The following is a 17125-nucleotide window of genomic DNA, read 5'->3' on the forward strand; positions in this document are numbered from 1 at the left end:
TATGATTAAGACGATAATTATTGGGTCTGGGTTTTGTTCCGCAGTACTAACTAAGGTATTAAATCCAAATAATAACTTTTTGATATTTGACAAAAGTAGAGGTCCAGGTGGAAGATCATCCACGAGAAGAGTTGATGATGTGGGGTTTTTTGATCATGGTCTTCAATACATCTCTCCAACAACAAAAGAATTTGATTTTTTTTTAAATCAGTATTTAAAATCTTCAATTAAGGAGTGGAGTGGGGACTTCCGTTGTTTTGAAGATGGCAAAACAATGGATAGCAAAAAGTACATTGGAAAATCAGGAAACAATTGTTTTGTAAAAGATTTGGTGACTACAAAAGTAGAATATTTAAAAGAATTAGTGACAATTGACAGAAAAAATAGCAAATGGATTTTGCGATTTAAAGATAAGGAAGTTCAAGAGTGTGAAAGGCTAATTCTAACTATACCTTTGGAGCAATGTCAAAAGGTCACGAACTCTCTGAACTTAGAGCTAAATTTTGAAGGTTCAATGGAGCCAAACCTTACTGCAATGATTGCATTTAATAAGCCTTTAAAGCTCTCATCTTGTGGAATAAAGTTTCAAAACAATTCTACCTTGAGGTGGGCTGGAAATGAGAGTTCCAAGCTAAGAATAGGAAACAATGATAATCTTGAGCTATGGACCCTGCAAAGTAGTTTAGAGTTTGCAAAAAAATATTGTCACACTTATAGAGATCAAAAAGAAGAGGTTTTAAATTTTATGATACAGGAATTTACTACTTTACTTGAGATTCAAAATGTAGAAATATCTCATAAAGATATACATGGTTGGCTTTATGCATTTAAAAACAAAGATTTTTCAAGAAAATTTTATTGGAACAAGGATATTAATCTAGGTATTTGCGGGGATTGGATGTGTGGGCCAAAAGCGGAAGACGCTTGGAGAAGTGCAACATTGTTAGCCAATCAAATTAACAACTCATAGAATTTTTTAACTAAGGCCAAAGCTCTTTGATCCATTCCCATGGTAGGGTTAATTTCTTTTGTTACGTAAGATATGCCTAACCCATTGATCGGATCTGCAAACCCCAATGATCCACCCCAACCGTTATGTCCAAAGGATTCTTTGTGTTTTCCAAACATCCACCCACCCCTCAAAATGAATCCTAGGTTGGTCCACCTAATTGGAAAATTTAAACTTAAATCTATTCTAGATTCTGTCTCTTCTAAACATTTAGTTAACAAATTATGGCTAATAATATTTTTTTGATCACTTCTAAAATCATTAGCTAGATAATCATAAATAGAGGCAATAGCATCTGAATTGCCATGACCGCCCATTGATGGTATTTCAGCTTTTCTCCAATCTTGGCTATTATAAAATTCAATGTTTTGTTCTGGATTATTAAAGGCGTTAAAATCTTCATTGTCATATTTATTATTTTTTTGATTAGATTTTTGTAAAGAAAGGTCAGCAATATTTTTTATTTGAGAATTGTCCACACCAAAATAAAAATTTAAATTCTCCTGTTTTGTAATATTTTTTCTTAAAAATTGACCAACACCTAGTCCGCTTACAATTCTAATTAAATTTCCTATTAGATAACCATGAGTTTTTGCATGATAATATGTTTTTTCCCCAGCATTATGGTCTGGTTCTTGGTTTTCTAAAATAGAAATAATTTTTTTCCAGTCTAATAAATCTTTATTTTCTAATTTTGTTTTAAAACGATACATCCCAGATTGATGAGAAAAAATATGCTTAATTAAAATAGAGGACTTGCTTGAGTGTTTAAAAGAGGGCCAATAATAAGAAACTGGTTTTTCCAAGTCTAGCAATTGTTCATTAATTAGTTTTGCAGCACAAGCCTCATAAATTCCCTTGCTCGCAGAAAAGGTGTTAACAATTGTCTTTTCATTCCATGGACTATTTTGAGAATTAGTTACTCCGCCATACAAACTAATAATTTTTTTTTATTTTGAACGATCGAAAATGCAGCTCCTGTTTCTGCAAGGTCTTCAAAGGAATTGTTAAAAATTTCCTTAATCTCTAAGAATTTTTTCTCACAAAATCCTTTTACCAACATCTAGATAGCCAGATTCACAGCAAAGTTTCTTCCAAGACTAATCTTTAAGTCCTGACAAAATTTTGCAGCTTCAGCACCATCAATTATTCTGTGATCGTAAGATAAAGAAATTGGCATCATCATTCTTGGCTCGAATTTTCCATTAATAAATACTGGTTTTATCTCGGATTTTCCCATTCCTATTATTGCGACTTCAGGAGAGTTAATAATGGGTGTAAAAAAACTTCCTCCGATACCTCCTAGACTAGAAATCGTCATCGAACCTCCAAAAAATTCCTTTTTATCAATCTTTAATTCTTTACAAAGTTTACTTACGGACCTCACTTCTTTACTCAAGTCGGAAAGGCTTTTTGTGTTCACGTCTCGAATTTTTGGTACCATCAAGCCATGTGGAGTATCAACAGCAACTCCAATATGAAAATATTTTTTATAAACAACTTTATCTTGGTCTAGGGAGCTATTGAAGTTTGTAAATCTTTGCATACCATTAACCAAGGCTTTCATCATAAAAGCTAATGGTGTTATTGAAATTTTCTCTCTTGTATTTAAATTTACCAATCCTTTTCTAAAGCTTTCCATTTCTGTAATATCTAGCTCGTCGTGTTGAGTTACATGTGGAATTGTATTCCAGGCCCTAACCAAGTGTGGACCGGACATTTTTTTAATTCTAGGAATCGTTTGAACATCAACATCACCAAATTCATTATGTTGATATGGAAGAGCATCTGAATCTACTTTTTCAGTTTTTGAGCTCAAAGTGTCATTTTCTTCAATTTTGTTTTTGTTTAAATTTTGGCCAACATAATTTTTAATATCCTGCTCTAGAACTCTTCCTTGTCTACCACTTCCAGAAATATCATTGACAGAAATTCCCAGCTCTCTTGCAAACTTCATAATTTTTGGACTTGCTCCAGAAACACCTACACCATTATTAGAGAATACAACTGATTGGGCAGAAACTGTTCCCCCCCCAATCACATTTGTGGTAGGCTGGGTAATAATTGAATTTTTTAACTCATCTACTTTATCTTTATCTTCTATATTTTTTTTATTTTCGGAATCGGGTAGATTTATTTTGGTAGATTCTATAGTACCTTCTAGCGAAGCTACTAAACTTCCTTCAGAAACCTTGTCACCAATTTTTATATGAACGACTTTGACAATTCCAGAAATATTTGAAGGAACCTCTACACTTGACTTGTCACTTTCAAGCGTAATAACAGTATCTCCTTTTTCTATTTCTTGACCTTCTTTAATTAGAACCTCAATAATTTCAACATTATTAAAGTCACCAATATTAGGAACTAAAATATCATTAGACATTATAATTTTGTTGGTATCGGTTTTGTTTGATCAATATTATATTTTTTGAAAGCGTCTTGTGCAACTTTAGATGCTATTTTTTGTTCTTTTGCTAAAATACTCAAGGTATTTGCAACTATATATTCTTTATTAACCTCAAAGAAATCTCTTAATTTTTTTCTAGTATCACTTCTGCCGTATCCATCTGTTCCAAAAGCATAGTAACTTTCTTTGATATAAGGACTAATCTGTTCTGCATGAATTCTCATATAATCTGTTGCAGCAATGACAGGACCCGATCTTTCGTCCAAACATTTTTCTACAAAAGATTTCTGCTTTTCTTCAGTGGGGTTAAGTAGATTTTTTCTTTCAATTTCCATTCCATTTTTTTTCAACTCATTGAAGCTAGTTACGCTCCATACATCAGAATCGACCCCATATTCATTGCTAAGAATTTCAGCTGCTTGCAACACTTCATTAAGAATAGTACCTGAACCCATGAGTTGAACTTTAGTTTTTCCCTGATTTTCGAATTTTTTTAACAAGTACATTCCTTGTAATACATCCTCTTTTTTTACATGATTTGGTAATTCAGGATGAATATAGTTTTCATTCATGGTGGTAATATAATAAAAAATGTTTTCTTGTTTTTCATGCATTCTCTTCAAGCCATCTTCAACAATAATTGCAAGCTCATAAGCATAAGTGGGGTCATAAGAAACACAATTTGGAATCATGGATGCCATAATTAAACTATGTCCATCTTGGTGTTGCAAGCCTTCTCCTGCTAATGTAGTTCTTCCAGCAGTTGCTCCTATTAAAAATCCTCTTGCTTGAGAATCTCCAGCAGCCCAAATGAGATCCATAACCCTTTGAAATCCAAACATAGAATAGAAAATATACAAAGGTAGCATTTCAATATCGTGATTAGTGTAAGCTGTACCAGCTGCAATAAAAGAAGACATTGCACCGGCCTCATTAATACCCTCTTCTAAAACTTGTCCTTTTTTATCTTCCCTATAAGAACTTATTTGCTCAGAATCTACAGGTTCATATTTCTGACCTTCACTTGCATAAATTCCAACTTTTTGAAAAAATCCTTCCATACCAAACGTTCTTGCCTCATCAGGTATAATGGGAACTAATCTAGCAGCTGTGTTTTTATCTCTTAATATTTTAGTAAGAATGGCGACCAAAGCCATGGTGGTTGAAATTTGTCTTTCTCCAGACGACTTGTAAGAAGACTCAAATACAGATTTATCAATTTTAACAGGAGTAGCATTGGAAGATCTAGAAGGTATAGAGCCACCTAGAGATCTTCTTCTTTCTTTTAAATATTGAATTTCTTCTGATTTTTCATCAGGTTTATAAAATTCTAAATTCTCAACCTGCTTATTAGTCAATGGAATATCAAACCTATCTCTAAAGTAGAACATGTCATCTAGTCCTAATTTTTTTTGTTGGTGAGTGGTATTGATACTCTCTCCAGATTTACCCATCCCATAACCTTTAATTGTCTTTGTTAAAATTACAGAAGGTTGTCCTTTATGTTTTGTGGCAGAGTCGTAAGCTGCATATACTTTGTTTGGGTCATGTCCTCCACGATTTAGACGCCATATATCCGAATCTGACATATTGGAAACTAGATTCGTTAATTCAGGGTATTTACCAAAAAAATTTTCTCTCACATAGGCACCACCCTTTGCCTTAAACGCCTGGTATTCACCATCAACACACTCGTTCATTCTTTTCATTAGAAGACCTGATTTGTCTGCTTTTAACAAAGAATCCCAATACGATCCCCAAATTACTTTAATAACATTCCAGCCTGCACCTCTAAAAGTACCTTCTAGCTCCTGAATAATTTTTCCATTTCCACGGACAGGACCATCTAATCTTTGCAAATTACAATTAACAACAAAGATTAAATTATCTAATTTTTCTCTAGTGGCTAAACCAATTGCCCCTAAGGTTTCCACTTCATCCGTTTCTCCATCTCCAATAAAACACCAGACTTTTCTATCTTGATGTGGAATCAGGCCTCTGTTTTCTAAATACTTCATAAACCTTGCTTGATAGATGGCTGTGATTGGACCAAGACCCATAGAGACAGTTGGAAACTGCCAGTAGTTTGGCATTAACCAAGGATGTGGATAGGAAGACAAGCCTCCACCTTTAGCTTCTTGTCTAAAGCCAATTAATTGTTCTTCAGAAATTCTTCCTTCAAGAAAAGATCTTGCATACATCCCAGGAGCAGCATGACCTTGATAGTAAATCATATCACCTAAAAAATTTTCATTTTTAGCTCTCCAAAAATGATTGCATCCAACATCATACAAAGTGGCAGCTGAAGCAAAAGTTGCAATATGCCCACCAAGTTCAGAAGAGACCTTGTTTGCTCTTACTACCATTGCAGCAGCATTCCATCTAACTAGAGATCTTATTTTTTTTTCAATTTCTTGGTTTCCTGGAGACTTTGCTTCTAGCTCTGTGGGAATAGTATTTACGTAAGGTGTTTTTTGAGTAAATGGAATAGTGGATCCAGCAATATACGCCTGATCAATTAATTGGGTTAATAAATAGTGAGCTCGTTCTGCCCCATCTCTTTTAACCACTCCTTCCAAAGACTCAATCCATTCATTTGTTTCTTCAGGATCAATATCTTTACTGTTGGGTATTCCAGTATAAATTTTTTGGTTTTTAATTTCAATTCTTGGAGCTCTAGCTGTAGTTTTAGTCGAGACTGGATCAATCAATTTCTCTTTTTGATTATGTTCTACTTTTAAAACTTGATCTCGGCTTTCTGCAGTTCCTATTATACTTCCTTTAGAAACCTTATCTCCAACTTTTATTTTTATTTCTTTAACAATTCCAGAAATTGGAGACGGAACTTCCATGCTTGATTTGTCACTTTCTAGTGTAATGATAGGATCGCCTTTTTTAATTTCATTTCCCTGTTTTACAAGAACTTCTATAATTTCAATCTCTTTAAAGTCACCAATGTCCGGCACTTGAATTTCAACAATTCCAGATGAAGATTCTTGCGTTAAATTTTCTTCAGCATCTCTAATAATTCTTTCTGTTTCGGGTAAGACCTTCTCTGCGAGTGTAGACTTGCTTTCAGCTTCACCCTCAATACCCATAAAGCCAACTAAATCACCTTGAGAAATTTTATCTCCAACTTTGATTTTTAGCTCAGATATTGTTCCAGAAAAGGGTGAGGGTACTTCCACACTTGATTTATCACTTTCAAGAGTGATGATAGGATCATTTTTATTAATTTGATCGCCTTCTTTCACCAACACTTCGATTATTTCTACATTTTTAAAATCACCAATGTCAGGAACTCTAATTTCAGTACTCATAAGATCATGGTTGTTTATTAATTTATTAAGCAACTGTAAATGCTTTAAAAGCTACAGCTATATTAGCAAATTTACTTTGAGTTGGGTATTAATTGCTTATATATAAGGCATTCATGTATCAAAATTTTGGACAATTTATAGATGGCAAATGGACACCTTCTTCGGATGAGGGCGTTTATGAAGTGGTAAACCCTTCGAATGAAGAAATTTTAGGTAATGCCTCAAAAGCCACAAGCAAAGATGTCGAGCAAGCCCTGCATTCTGCAAAAAAAGGATTGGAGATATGGAAAAAGACTCCTGCTTGGGAGCGTTCTGCAAAAATAAGAAAAATTGCCGATTTAATTAGAGACAAGAAAGATATTATTGCCAATTGGATCGCATTAGAAGTGGGGAAGCCTTTTGCCCAAGGACAGGGCGAAGCGATGGGAGCAGCAGATATTTTTGAATGGAATGCGGAAGAAACAAAAAGAATTTACGGGCAAATTGTAGAAAGTAGGTTTGCAGATACTAGAGTTCAAATTAAATATGAACCTGTAGGAGTAGTTGCTGCTTTAACACCATGGAATTTTCCAACTATTTTAGCTGCGAGAAAAATATCTACAGCTTTGGCTGCTGGATGTTCAGTTATTTGCAAGCCTGATATGGTTACCCCAGGCTCTGTCATGCAACTAGTTGATATAGCAAGAGAAGCAGGAATTCCTGCTGGTGTAGTAAATTTGTTGTCAGGAGATCCTGCTTCTATTTCTTCTCAGCTTCTATCATCAGATATTGTAAAAAAAATATCGATCACAGGATCTACAAGAGTGGGAAAAATAATTTTAAAACAAGCTGCAGAAAAAGTACAAAGAGTTACGATGGAACTTAGTGGTCACGCACCTTTTATTGTTCATGATGATGCCAATATACAAAAAGCAACTGATATGGCCATCATGGCAAAATACCGAAATACTGGACAGGTTTGTATTTCTCCTAGTAGATTTTTTATTCACGAAAGTAAAAAAGAAGAATTTACAAAATTATTTGTAGAAAAAACATTAAAACTAAAAATAGGAAGTGGACTAGATAAGAATACCGACCTAGGTCCAATCACTACCCAAAAAAGATTAAACGAAATTGAGGAGCTAGTAGAGCATACTAAAAAAGAAGGGGCTAAAATTTTGTGTGGAGGGAAACGACCTGCAGAATTTAACAAAGGTTATTTTTATGAAGCTACAGTTTTTGATAATGTAAAAGATGATTTTAAAATTATGACCACTGAACCTTTTGGCCCCCTGTCTCCAATTCTTTCTTTTAAAGATTTTGATGAAGTAATTGAAAGGGCTAATAATCATGACGCAGGCTTAGCCGCTTATGTAGCTACTAGCTCTATGGAGAAAGCACACAAAACTTCAGATGCCCTGGAAACAGGAATGGTTGCAATCAACACTCCATTTGTTGCTTTTGCAGAAACTCCATTCGGAGGAATTAAGCAAAGTGGCTACGGCAGAGAAGGTGGTTCGGAAGCAATTAAGGATTATCTTAACATCAAGTATACACACCTAGGTATTTCAGGCTAAATGCCAGATCCAAAAATCAATGTAGCGTTTATCGGTACAGGATTGATGGGCTTGCCTATGGTTAAAAACCTTTCTAAAGGCGGCTATAAGATTAAGGCTTTTAATAGGACTCTATCTAAAATGGATGAGCTAAAGAATAACAATAATATTATTATCTGTAGTTCTTTAAATGAGGCAATAACAGATGCTACTGTAATTATAACATCATTACCGGACGATGATTCTGTTGAAAAAATAATTAACGAAATTATTAACAAAGACCTACTGAATCAGGAAAGTATATTTATAGACACAAGTTCTACAGAGTACGCGAGTGCAAAAAAATTTTATAATATTTTAAAAGAAAAAAAAATAAACTTTCTAGATGCCCCTATTTCAGGAGGACCTGAGGGAGCCAAATCAGCTAGCTTAGCAATTATGGTTGGAGGTGATAACGAAATATTTGATAGAGTAAAAGATATTTTAAAAACTATGGGCAATCCTACATTAGTTGGACCAGCAGGAAGTGGGCAGGTAGCAAAACTATGTAACCAAATTATTGTCGGAGTAACTATAGGAGCTGTTGCAGAAGCTATTATTCTTTGTGAAAAAGTTGGAGCCAATCCAGAAAATTTTATTAAAGCAGTAGCGGGAGGATTTGCAGATAGTAAAATATTGCAAAATCATGGTTCAAGAATGATAGAAAAAGATTTTGCGCCAAGAGGAAAGTCTATTACTCATTTAAAGGATATGAATAATATTTTAAAGTGCGCAGAAGATGTAAGTGTGAATCTTCCTATCTCCAAACTTATTCAAAGTATGTATCAAAGCATAGTAGATCGAGGGCTAGGCAACGATGATCATTGTGCTCTTTATAAAGAAATCCTAGAAAAGAATAAAAAATAGTTTTGGTGCCCACAACCAGAATCGAACTGATGACCCCGTCCTTACCATGGACGTGCTCTACCAACTGAGCTATGTGGGCTTCTTTGTGACTTTTTAAATTTATAATAGGTTTTTACAACTTTTTTATTTGAGAGCGCCTGAAATAAGTCTTTTTTTAAGCTAATGCTGATCGCATTTGTATTTTAAATGTACATCTATGAAAAAAATATCACTTATATTTGTTATGTTTGCTCTAATTGCGCTAACTAACTGCACAACCCATACTGTTAAACTAGGAAAAAAATGTACTCAAATTGCTAGTGACAGTACATATGAAAAATCATTTGTTTGGGTTGTTAAAAAAGAAACCGTTTCTGCTTTTGACAAGAAAATAAACAAAAGCAATTGCTCAAAAATTGAAGGAAAAGCGTAGGAATTTTTTTAATAAAAAAAACAAAACAAGAATTCTTGACAAAAATAGTGCTCATCTATTAAAATATTACCAACATTTAGATTGTATTTAAATGTCTTAATAATAATAGAAAGTTAAAATGAGCATAAAAGGAAAAGTAAAATGGTTCAATGGCTCAAAAGGTTATGGATTTATTGAAAGAGATGACAAAGAAAAAGACGTTTTTGTTCACATGTCAGCAGTAAAAGATTCTGGCGTTGATTATTTAGATGAAGGAGATGTTCTTTCTTTTGATATCGAAGATGGGCAAAAGGGTCCATCTGCTGTAAACTTAAAAAAAGAATAGTTTTTTAAGAAATATTAGTTTTGGGAGGCTCTGCCATGGGTATTCATTATGATTATAAATCTAAGCGTGGTGAGAGAGCAATGTTAAAAGAAGCAAAGAAAAAAGACCGTCTTGCTTTAAAAAAGGCAAAAAGAGCCCCTACTAATATTGTAGAAAAAAAAATTGAAGAATCTTCTGAAATGCATGATATTAGTAAGCCAATCACTCTTGATGATTTAACTAACCCTAATAAATAATTAATAATATTTTTCTGATGGTTAATGAGACTAAAAATAAGAAACTTGCTAATGCGTTAAAAGAAAACTTAAAAAAAAGAAAAGATTTTCAAAAGAAAGAGAAAGAAAAAAATGAGCGTACTGTCGGATAAATGGATTAAAAAAATGTCTCTTGAAAAAGAGATGATAGCCCCATTTGTAGAAAATCAAAATAGAGGGGACAATATTTCTTTTGGACTTTCTTCTTATGGTTATGATGCTAGAGTTTCTAATGAATTTAAAATTTTTACCAATGTGCACTCTACGGTAGTAGATCCCAAAAATTTTTCTCAAGAAAGCTTTGTTACTAAAAAAGAAGATGTTTGTATCATCCCTCCTAACTCTTTTGTTTTGGCGAGTACTGTAGAGTATTTTAAAATACCAAGAGATGTCCTTGTCATTTGTCTTGGCAAAAGTACATATGCAAGATGTGGAATTATTGTCAATGTCACTCCTCTTGAGCCAGAGTGGGAAGGTCACGTTACATTAGAATTCTCTAATACAACGCCTTTACCAGCTAAAATTTATGCAAATGAAGGTGCTTGTCAGTTTATCTTTTTAAAAGGAGATCAATCCCCAGAAGTTTCATACGCCGATAGGAAAGGCAAGTACATGAAGCAACTAGGAGTTACCCTTCCAAAAGTTTAACCTTCAATGAAACAACTAATTATTCAAGGGGGTAAAAAACTCTTTGGCACTATTAATATTTCAGGATCTAAAAATGCTTCCCTGCCCATTCTGGCAGCTACATTGCTCGTAGACGAAAAGATAACTTTAAAAAATATCCCGGATGTAAAAGATATTTCAACTATGATTAATTTATTGGAGAGTATTGGTAAAAAAATAAAGTTTTCAAATTCTAGAAATCAGATTGTTATAACTTCTAAAAAAAATAAAAAATTAATAGCACCATACAATCTCGTTAAAACTATGAGAGCAGGTGTCTTGGTGTTAGGACCTTTGCTAGCAAAATATGGGCAGGCTAGAGTTTCTTTGCCAGGAGGATGCGCTATCGGATCTAGGCCAGTTGACTTGCACATAGAGATGTTAAAAAAAATGGGTGCAAAAATTAAAATTGACAAAGGATATATCGTTGCAAAAGTAATTAAAAAACTAAAACCAAATAAATTAAAATTTGAATCTATATCGGTAGGAGCAACAGAGAATTTAATTATGGCTGCTACATTGTGCAAAGGAAAAACAACTATTAAAAACATTGCAATTGAGCCTGAAATTATAGATTTGATAAATTTTTTAAACAAATCTGGGGCAAAAATATTTTTTAACTCAAAACGAATTATAACAATTGAAGGTGTTGAAAGTCTTAAGGGTAGCACTCACTCCATTATTCCAGACAGAATAGAAGCAGGAACATATGCGGTTGCAAGTCTTATTTCTAATGGAAAAATTACATTGAATAGAATTGACACAAAGGCAATGAAAAATATATTTGATGTTTTAAAATTATCAGGAGCCAAATTAAATTCTAATAAAAAAAACTCCGTCACAGTTTCTAGAAAAAAAATAAAATCATTAAACGCCAAAACGATTCCTTACCCTGGCTTTCCAACAGATATGCAAGCTCAGTTAATGAGCTTATTGTGCTTAGGTAACGGGAAATCTATTATCAAAGAAGATATTTTTGAAAATAGATTTTTGCATGTATCTGAGCTTAAAAGAATGGGTGCTAATATTAAAATAAAAAATAAAAGCGCATATATACAGGGTATAAAAAATTTCACAGGAGCTGAAGTTATGGCAACAGATTTGAGAGCGTCTGTTTCCCTTGTTTTGGCTGGATTGGCTGCAAAAGGAATTACCATTGTGAATAGAATTTATCATTTGGAAAGAGGTTATGAAGATTTGGTAAAAAAATTAAAGAAATGTGGAGCATCGATTATTACAAAGAATGTCTAAAATACAATCTAACTTAAAATTATTAGCTAATGACGAAAAAGACCTCTCCGTTTTTTCTGCTTACCTTCAAGATGCTATAATTATTGCGCAAGATATTAAATTCCTATTAAAGAATAAAACATTTGCTTGTATTTTTAATCGGTTCATGTGGGAAGATGCCGAACAGGGAGTATTTAGAGACAATCGAAGAATTAGGTCTGCTCTAGTCTTTAAAAATGTACTTAATGTTAAATCTCAAAATATTAATGTAAAAAAAAAATCAACAATACTAGAGTTTTTGGCAATTAAGATTAGTAAATTAAAAAACGATAATTACAATTTGAAGTTGATATTTTCTGGTGGAGGAGTAATTTCATTGGAAATAGAATTTATCGAATCAACTCTTGAAGATTTTTCTAAAAGTTGGACAACAAAGCACAAACCAAAACATAAGATTTAATGAAATATATATTAAGCACTAAAGATAAAAATTTTCAAAATAATTTTAAAAAAGTACTAAATTCAAAACGCCGGCAATCAGAAATAAACAGAGCTGTAGTTTTAAAAATTATAAAAGATGTTCAAAAAAATGGAGATCAGTCTTTAATTAAATATTCAAAGAAATTTGATAAAATTTCATTAAATAAAAAAAATATTCAATTAAGTCAAAAAGAAATAGTTTCAATAACGAAAAAACTAGATCCTAAAATTAAACAAGCTATTAACCTTGCGTACGCTAGAGTTAAGTCATTTCACTTAAGGCAAGTTAATAAGTCTTTTAAATTTAATGATAAATATGGAAATCAATTAGCTTACAAATATACACCACTAGACAAGGTAGGAATTTATGTTCCAGGTGGAAAAGCTAGTTATCCAAGCACTGTAATTATGAATTCGGTTCCAGCGATTGTGGCGGGTGTTAAAAATATTTATGCAACCGTACCAGCTCCTAACAATACAATTAATGCTGGAGTGATTTATGCTGCTAAAGTATGTGGAATTAAGAAAATTTTTAAAGTTGGAGGAGCACAGGCTATTGCTGCCTTGACTTATGGAACTAAGACTATTGATAAAGTTGATAAAATTGTTGGTCCTGGCAATATATTTGTAGCAACGGCTAAAAAAGAAGTATTTGGACAAGTTGGAATTGACATGATTGCAGGACCGTCAGAAATAACTGTAATTGCAGGACCAGAAAATAATCCCACATGGACAGCCCTTGATCTTTTATCCCAAGCAGAACACGATGAATTATCTCAAAGTATTCTGATAACTAAAAACTCATCATTTGCAAATAAAGTAAATAATGAAGTTAAAAAAATTATTCAAATTTTACCTAGAGCTAAAATTGCAAAATTAAGTATAAAAAATTATGGAACAATCGTTGTCTGCAAAAGTGACAAAGAAATAATCGATATTACTAATCAAATTGCTCCTGAGCATTTAGAGATAAAAGTTAAAAACTATAATTCGATTGAAAAAAGAATTATTAATGCTGGATCTATTTTTTTAGGAGACTACAGTCCGGAGGCAATCGGAGATTATATAGCTGGTCCAAATCATGTACTACCCACATCGGGAACAGCCAGGTTTGCATCGGGGTTGTCTGTTGCTGACTTTTATAAAAAAACATCTGTAATCAAGTGTTCTAAGCTTGGTATAAAAAAAATAGGACCAGCTGCTATAAGACTTGCAAATTATGAAGGCTTGCAAGCCCACGCTCTTTCAATTAAGACACGTATTATTAATAATAAGTAAAATTTATGGCAAAAGAAGAAATGTTAGAATTTAATGGGGTAGTTACAGAGCTACTACCCAATGCTACATTTAGAGTAAAATTAGAAAATAATCATGAGATCCTAGCACACAGTTCAGGAAAACTTAGAAAGAACCGAATAAGAGTTTTAACAGGAGATAAAGTTTTAGTTGAAGTTACCCCTTACGATTTAACTAAAGGTAGAATTACTTTTCGACTTAAATAAGCAAATGGTTGAAATCACCAAGGGACTCATTTTAGCTAGCGCATCCCCTCGAAGATTAGAGCTTTTAAAAAAGATTAATATTATTCCAGAGAGAGTTGAGCCTGCAGAAATAGACGAAACCCCAAAAAAAAAGAAAAACCAACTGAATATTGCAAAAGACTTGCAAAAGAAAAAGGAGAGTTAATTTTTAAAAAATTTCCTGAAAAGACTATTCTTTCAGCTGATACGATTGTTATTTGTAGAAATAAAATTTTTGGAAAAGCTAAAACAGAAGATGAGGCAAGAGAGTTTTTAACGTTTTTTTCTGGAAGGAAGCATAAAGTGTTAACCTCCATTTATATTAAAAACAAAGATAAGAGTAAATTGATACAAGCTACTACCAAGGTTACTTTTAACAGACTTGAAAAAAGGGATATTGATCTATACTTGAAAACAAAAGAATGGGAAAATAAAGCAGGGGCTTATGCGATACAAGGCTATGCCGATAGGTTTGTTAAAACTATAAATGGATCTTATTCAAATATTGTTGGATTATCTCTCAATCAGGCTTTCAATTTGCTCAAAACTGTAAATTTAGTTTAGTTTTTAATTGATTATTCAAATAAATTGTGGAAAAAGACTGTGCGTGGTCTGATAGCTCAGTTGGTAGAGCAGAGCCCTGAAAAGGCTTGTGTCGGTGGTTCAAGTCCACCTCAGACCACCAGTTTTTGTTTGCATTTTTATTGTCGAATTGCTAATCAACCTGAAATTGAAATGAAATATATATATATATCTACACACAGATACCATCCTCATGCTAGGCATGTGCTTAGCTAATTGAATTATATATTTAAAACAAAAATACTATTATAAACAAAAAATATTATGCAGCTGTAGCTCAGTTGGTTAGAGCGCTGGTTTGTGGAACCAGATGTCGGTGGTTCGAATCCACCCAGCTGTACCAAAACAATGAATAAAAAATTTTTTAAACCCACTTGTGAATTACCCAATGGGTTTACAGATAGACAAGAAGAAGAGCTTTTAATTCGTGATCTTTTAATTTCGAATATTAAAAAAATCATGTCTAAATATGGATTCCAATATCTCGAGACTCCGAGCTTTGAGTATACGGATAGTATTGGAAAATTTTTGCCTGACAAAGATAGACCGTCCGAAGGAGTATTTTCGTTTGAGGATGAAAAAAAATGGCTTTCTTTAAGATATGATCTAACAGCCCCTTTAGCTAGATACGCCGCTAAAAATTTTGATAGTCTTCCAAGACCCTTTAAGAGATTTCAATTAGGAACTGTTTGGAGAAATGAAAAGCCAGGTCCAGGTAGATTTAGAGAGTTTTTACAATTTGATGCAGATTATATAGGAACTAGTAATTTATTTTCCGATGCCGAACTTTGCTTTCTTATTTCAGAAATTTTAAAAAGCTGTGGTTTAGGGACAAGTGAGTTTAATATAAAAATTTCAAATCGAAAACTTTCTAAAGGGCTATTAGAAAAATTAAATATTACCGACGAACAAAAGCAATCAATCACGCTAAGAGCGATAGATAAGCTAGATCGAGTAGGAGCTGAAGGTGTTCAGTATTTATTAGGAAAAGGAAGAAAAGATAAGTCAGGTGACTTTACCAAAGGAGCCGAATTAGAAGAGGCTCAAATAAAAGAAATTATAAACTTTTTAAATATTAAAAATCTTTCAGAAAAAAATTTTGAGAGAATAAGGGAAATTGCTGCAGATAATGAAAGTATGAATGATGGAATTAAAGAACTTGAATTAATGGAAAAATATTTTTCATTATTTAATTTTACAAATTATATTTTTGATCCTACGGTGGTTAGAGGGTTGGAGTATTACACTGGGCCTATCTTTGAAGCTAATTTAACTTTTGGAGTAAAAAATAACAAAGGACAAGAAATTGAATTTGGATCTGTCGGTGGTGGGGGTAGATATGACGATCTAGTCAAGAGGTTTAACAACCAAGACTGCCCTTCCACAGGAATATCTGTTGGATTAGACAGATTAATTTATGCAATTTTACAAAAAAATACAATTAAAGCAGAGAAGAAAAGTCCAGTTTTAATATGTGTATTCGATGAAAAATATATGGATTTTTATATAAAAATTCTAAATATGCTTAGGTCTGAAAATATTAGTGCTGAAATTTACTCAGGATCTTCCAATATTAAATCACAATTTAAATATGCAGACAAAAGAGGCTGCGACTTCGTAATTTTATGCGGAGATGACGAGGTAAGTAAGAATGTTGTTACTATCAAGAATTTAAATATTGGAAAGCAGATGTCTGAAAATATTAAAGATAGAAGTGAATGGAAGCAATCTACAGACGCTCAAAAAACAGTAGCTTTTGATCAGCTTTTAAACGAAATTAAATAATGAAGGAGGGCTTGGAAAAAAAGAAATTAAAAGAGAACTTTTCTAAAGAAATTTTAAATTTTTTTAGAAAAAGAAAATTTAACTTTACTGATCTAGATTTGCTTATTGACACCAATCTACTAACCGAAAGATCAGGAGAGCAATTTAAAAAATCTGCTTTAACTTATAAAGATTTATTAGGTAAAGAAATCAGCTTAAGACCAGATCTTACCGTTTCAACTGCTTTAAAATATATCCAGGAAAAAAAGTCAAAGAAGAAAAATATTGTTATTATGGAGCAGCGTATCGACTAGATAAGAAGGGAGACCTGAATGTATTCGATCAATTGGGTTGTGAGATAATTAATCCATCTAATAACAACTCTTCATTGCTTTTAATTGATTCAATACTAGAACCAATAAAAAAAATTAAAAGGTTAGAAATTATTGTAGGTGATATTGGTTTGTTTAAAATTTTAATAGATGGATTGGATCTCCCTGAAAGATGGAAATTAAGATTAGTCAGACACTTTTCAAGAAGAGAATATTTTATAGATTTGTTAAAAAGATTAGAAACTAATTATGATTTAGATCAAGAGACAATCGATGTTGATACTAAAAGACTTCAAGATCTAATCAAAATAGACCAAAGTAAGATAATTGGAGGGCGAACTGTTGCTGAGATAGTAAAAAGGTTTAAAAAAAATTAAAAG

At 32.7% G+C, this 17125-nt stretch carries 18 protein-coding genes, 3 tRNA genes and 1 pseudogene; 17 read left to right on the forward strand and 5 right to left on the reverse strand.

The window, feature by feature from the left end; translation table 11 throughout:
• The first annotated feature begins 1 nt into the window (after position 1).
• Entirely contained in the window at positions 2 to 970 is a 969-nt protein-coding gene (locus SAR11G3_RS02895) for an NAD(P)/FAD-dependent oxidoreductase (RefSeq protein ID WP_013695258.1), read from the forward strand.
• Here the strand turns inward: SAR11G3_RS02895 and SAR11G3_RS02900 are convergent.
• From SAR11G3_RS02900 to aceE, 4 genes are read right to left on the reverse strand one after another with little or no spacing between them, the layout of a single operon-like run.
• A complete protein-coding gene (locus tag SAR11G3_RS02900; RefSeq protein WP_013695259.1) occupies positions 952 to 1944 on the reverse strand; it encodes a serine hydrolase domain-containing protein in 993 nt (330 codons plus the stop codon). The two genes, SAR11G3_RS02895 and SAR11G3_RS02900, sit on opposite strands and share 19 nt — an antisense overlap.
• The gene (locus SAR11G3_RS07320; RefSeq protein WP_013695260.1) at positions 1929 to 2072 is read right to left on the reverse strand and encodes a hypothetical protein; all 144 of its coding nucleotides are present in this window, start codon (positions 2070 to 2072) and stop codon (positions 1929 to 1931) included. The genes SAR11G3_RS02900 and SAR11G3_RS07320 overlap by 16 nt, the downstream gene beginning before the upstream one ends.
• On the reverse strand, positions 2073 to 3395 hold the full coding sequence (locus SAR11G3_RS02905; RefSeq protein ID WP_013695261.1) for a 2-oxo acid dehydrogenase subunit E2: 1323 nt from the start codon (positions 3393 to 3395) through the stop codon (positions 2073 to 2075).
• A complete protein-coding gene (aceE, locus tag SAR11G3_RS02910) occupies positions 3395 to 6739 on the reverse strand; it encodes a pyruvate dehydrogenase (acetyl-transferring), homodimeric type (RefSeq protein WP_081456284.1) in 3345 nt (1114 codons plus the stop codon). The genes SAR11G3_RS02905 and aceE overlap by 1 nt, the downstream gene beginning before the upstream one ends.
• 113 nt (positions 6740 to 6852) lie before the next feature.
• Between aceE and SAR11G3_RS02915 the strand changes: the two genes are divergently transcribed.
• Positions 6853 to 8295, forward strand: a complete 1443-nt coding sequence (locus SAR11G3_RS02915) for an NAD-dependent succinate-semialdehyde dehydrogenase (RefSeq protein WP_013695263.1) — start codon at positions 6853 to 6855, stop codon at positions 8293 to 8295.
• Complete coding sequence (locus SAR11G3_RS02920) at positions 8296 to 9180, forward strand: NAD(P)-dependent oxidoreductase (RefSeq protein ID WP_013695264.1); 885 nt, start codon at positions 8296 to 8298, stop codon at positions 9178 to 9180.
• A 3-nt stretch (positions 9181 to 9183) separates the two neighbouring features.
• Here SAR11G3_RS02920 and SAR11G3_RS02925 read toward each other — a convergent pair.
• Positions 9184 to 9259 (reverse strand) — tRNA-Thr (locus tag SAR11G3_RS02925).
• A gap of 117 nt (positions 9260 to 9376) precedes the next feature.
• Here SAR11G3_RS02925 and SAR11G3_RS02930 point away from each other — a divergent pair.
• The 14 genes and pseudogenes from SAR11G3_RS02930 to SAR11G3_RS07330 all read left to right on the forward strand — a co-directional run bounded on the left by SAR11G3_RS02930 (position 9377) and on the right by SAR11G3_RS07330 (position 17122).
• Positions 9377 to 9592: a hypothetical protein gene (locus SAR11G3_RS02930; RefSeq protein ID WP_013695265.1), complete on the forward strand. Its 216-nt coding sequence runs from the start codon at positions 9377 to 9379 to the stop codon at positions 9590 to 9592.
• A 118-nt stretch (positions 9593 to 9710) separates the two neighbouring features.
• On the forward strand, positions 9711 to 9917 hold the full coding sequence (locus tag SAR11G3_RS02935; RefSeq protein ID WP_013695266.1) for a cold-shock protein: 207 nt from the start codon (positions 9711 to 9713) through the stop codon (positions 9915 to 9917).
• Positions 9918 to 9952: 35 nt separating this feature from the next.
• The gene (locus SAR11G3_RS02940) at positions 9953 to 10153 is read left to right on the forward strand and encodes a hypothetical protein (RefSeq protein ID WP_041862485.1); all 201 of its coding nucleotides are present in this window, start codon (positions 9953 to 9955) and stop codon (positions 10151 to 10153) included.
• A gap of 111 nt (positions 10154 to 10264) precedes the next feature.
• Complete coding sequence (gene dcd / locus SAR11G3_RS02945) at positions 10265 to 10819, forward strand: dCTP deaminase (RefSeq protein WP_013695269.1); 555 nt, start codon at positions 10265 to 10267, stop codon at positions 10817 to 10819.
• Between the two features lie 6 nt (positions 10820 to 10825).
• Positions 10826 to 12088 carry a UDP-N-acetylglucosamine 1-carboxyvinyltransferase gene (murA, locus tag SAR11G3_RS02950; RefSeq protein WP_013695270.1) on the forward strand — a complete coding sequence of 421 codons (1263 nt, stop codon included), beginning with the start codon at positions 10826 to 10828 and terminating at the stop codon, positions 12086 to 12088.
• Entirely contained in the window at positions 12081 to 12527 is a 447-nt protein-coding gene (locus SAR11G3_RS02955) for a DUF2948 family protein (protein WP_013695271.1), read from the forward strand. The genes murA and SAR11G3_RS02955 overlap by 8 nt, the downstream gene beginning before the upstream one ends.
• Positions 12527 to 13825: a histidinol dehydrogenase gene (gene hisD, locus SAR11G3_RS02960; protein ID WP_013695272.1), complete on the forward strand. Its 1299-nt coding sequence runs from the start codon at positions 12527 to 12529 to the stop codon at positions 13823 to 13825. The genes SAR11G3_RS02955 and hisD overlap by 1 nt, the downstream gene beginning before the upstream one ends.
• A gap of 5 nt (positions 13826 to 13830) precedes the next feature.
• Entirely contained in the window at positions 13831 to 14049 is a 219-nt protein-coding gene (infA, locus tag SAR11G3_RS02965; protein ID WP_013695273.1) for a translation initiation factor IF-1, read from the forward strand.
• Positions 14050 to 14053: 4 nt separating this feature from the next.
• A pseudogene (locus SAR11G3_RS07150) lies at positions 14054 to 14631 on the forward strand (Maf family protein).
• A gap of 45 nt (positions 14632 to 14676) precedes the next feature.
• Positions 14677 to 14752, forward strand: a tRNA-Phe gene (locus tag SAR11G3_RS02980).
• A gap of 163 nt (positions 14753 to 14915) precedes the next feature.
• A tRNA-His gene (locus SAR11G3_RS02985) sits at positions 14916 to 14992 on the forward strand.
• 5 nt (positions 14993 to 14997) lie between these two features.
• Positions 14998 to 16434 (forward strand): histidine--tRNA ligase, encoded by a 1437-nt coding sequence (hisS, locus tag SAR11G3_RS02990; RefSeq protein WP_013695276.1) that lies wholly within the window; start codon positions 14998 to 15000, stop codon positions 16432 to 16434.
• An 11-nt stretch (positions 16435 to 16445) separates the two neighbouring features.
• Positions 16446 to 16727, forward strand: a complete 282-nt coding sequence (locus SAR11G3_RS07325) for an ATP phosphoribosyltransferase (protein WP_013695277.1) — start codon at positions 16446 to 16448, stop codon at positions 16725 to 16727.
• A gap of 32 nt (positions 16728 to 16759) precedes the next feature.
• Positions 16760 to 17122: a histidine--tRNA ligase gene (locus SAR11G3_RS07330; protein WP_013695278.1), complete on the forward strand. Its 363-nt coding sequence runs from the start codon at positions 16760 to 16762 to the stop codon at positions 17120 to 17122.
• Positions 17123 to 17125: the final 3 nt, after the last annotated feature.

The organism is Candidatus Pelagibacter sp. IMCC9063 (assembly GCF_000195085.1).
Lineage (GTDB): Bacteria > Pseudomonadota > Alphaproteobacteria > Pelagibacterales > Pelagibacteraceae > IMCC9063.

What these genes read in the sequence shown, in the direction of transcription:
- SAR11G3_RS02895 (WP_013695258.1), top strand. Translation starts at nt 2, where the DNA reads ATGATTAAGACGATAATTATTGGGTCTGGGTTTTGTTCCGCAGTACTA.
- SAR11G3_RS07320 (WP_013695260.1), bottom strand. Translation starts at nt 2,072, where the DNA reads ATGTTGGTAAAAGGATTTTGTGAGAAAAAATTCTTAGAGATTAAGGAA.
- SAR11G3_RS02905 (WP_013695261.1), bottom strand. Translation starts at nt 3,395, where the DNA reads ATGTCTAATGATATTTTAGTTCCTAATATTGGTGACTTTAATAATGTT.
- aceE (WP_081456284.1), bottom strand. Translation starts at nt 6,739, where the DNA reads ATGAGTACTGAAATTAGAGTTCCTGACATTGGTGATTTTAAAAATGTA.
- SAR11G3_RS02915 (WP_013695263.1), top strand. Translation starts at nt 6,853, where the DNA reads ATGTATCAAAATTTTGGACAATTTATAGATGGCAAATGGACACCTTCT.
- SAR11G3_RS02920 (WP_013695264.1), top strand. Translation starts at nt 8,296, where the DNA reads ATGCCAGATCCAAAAATCAATGTAGCGTTTATCGGTACAGGATTGATG.
- SAR11G3_RS02930 (WP_013695265.1), top strand. Translation starts at nt 9,377, where the DNA reads ATGAAAAAAATATCACTTATATTTGTTATGTTTGCTCTAATTGCGCTA.
- SAR11G3_RS02935 (WP_013695266.1), top strand. Translation starts at nt 9,711, where the DNA reads ATGAGCATAAAAGGAAAAGTAAAATGGTTCAATGGCTCAAAAGGTTAT.
- SAR11G3_RS02940 (WP_041862485.1), top strand. Translation starts at nt 9,953, where the DNA reads ATGGGTATTCATTATGATTATAAATCTAAGCGTGGTGAGAGAGCAATG.
- dcd (WP_013695269.1), top strand. Translation starts at nt 10,265, where the DNA reads ATGAGCGTACTGTCGGATAAATGGATTAAAAAAATGTCTCTTGAAAAA.
- murA (WP_013695270.1), top strand. Translation starts at nt 10,826, where the DNA reads ATGAAACAACTAATTATTCAAGGGGGTAAAAAACTCTTTGGCACTATT.
- SAR11G3_RS02955 (WP_013695271.1), top strand. Translation starts at nt 12,081, where the DNA reads ATGTCTAAAATACAATCTAACTTAAAATTATTAGCTAATGACGAAAAA.
- hisD (WP_013695272.1), top strand. Translation starts at nt 12,527, where the DNA reads ATGAAATATATATTAAGCACTAAAGATAAAAATTTTCAAAATAATTTT.
- infA (WP_013695273.1), top strand. Translation starts at nt 13,831, where the DNA reads ATGGCAAAAGAAGAAATGTTAGAATTTAATGGGGTAGTTACAGAGCTA.
- hisS (WP_013695276.1), top strand. Translation starts at nt 14,998, where the DNA reads ATGAATAAAAAATTTTTTAAACCCACTTGTGAATTACCCAATGGGTTT.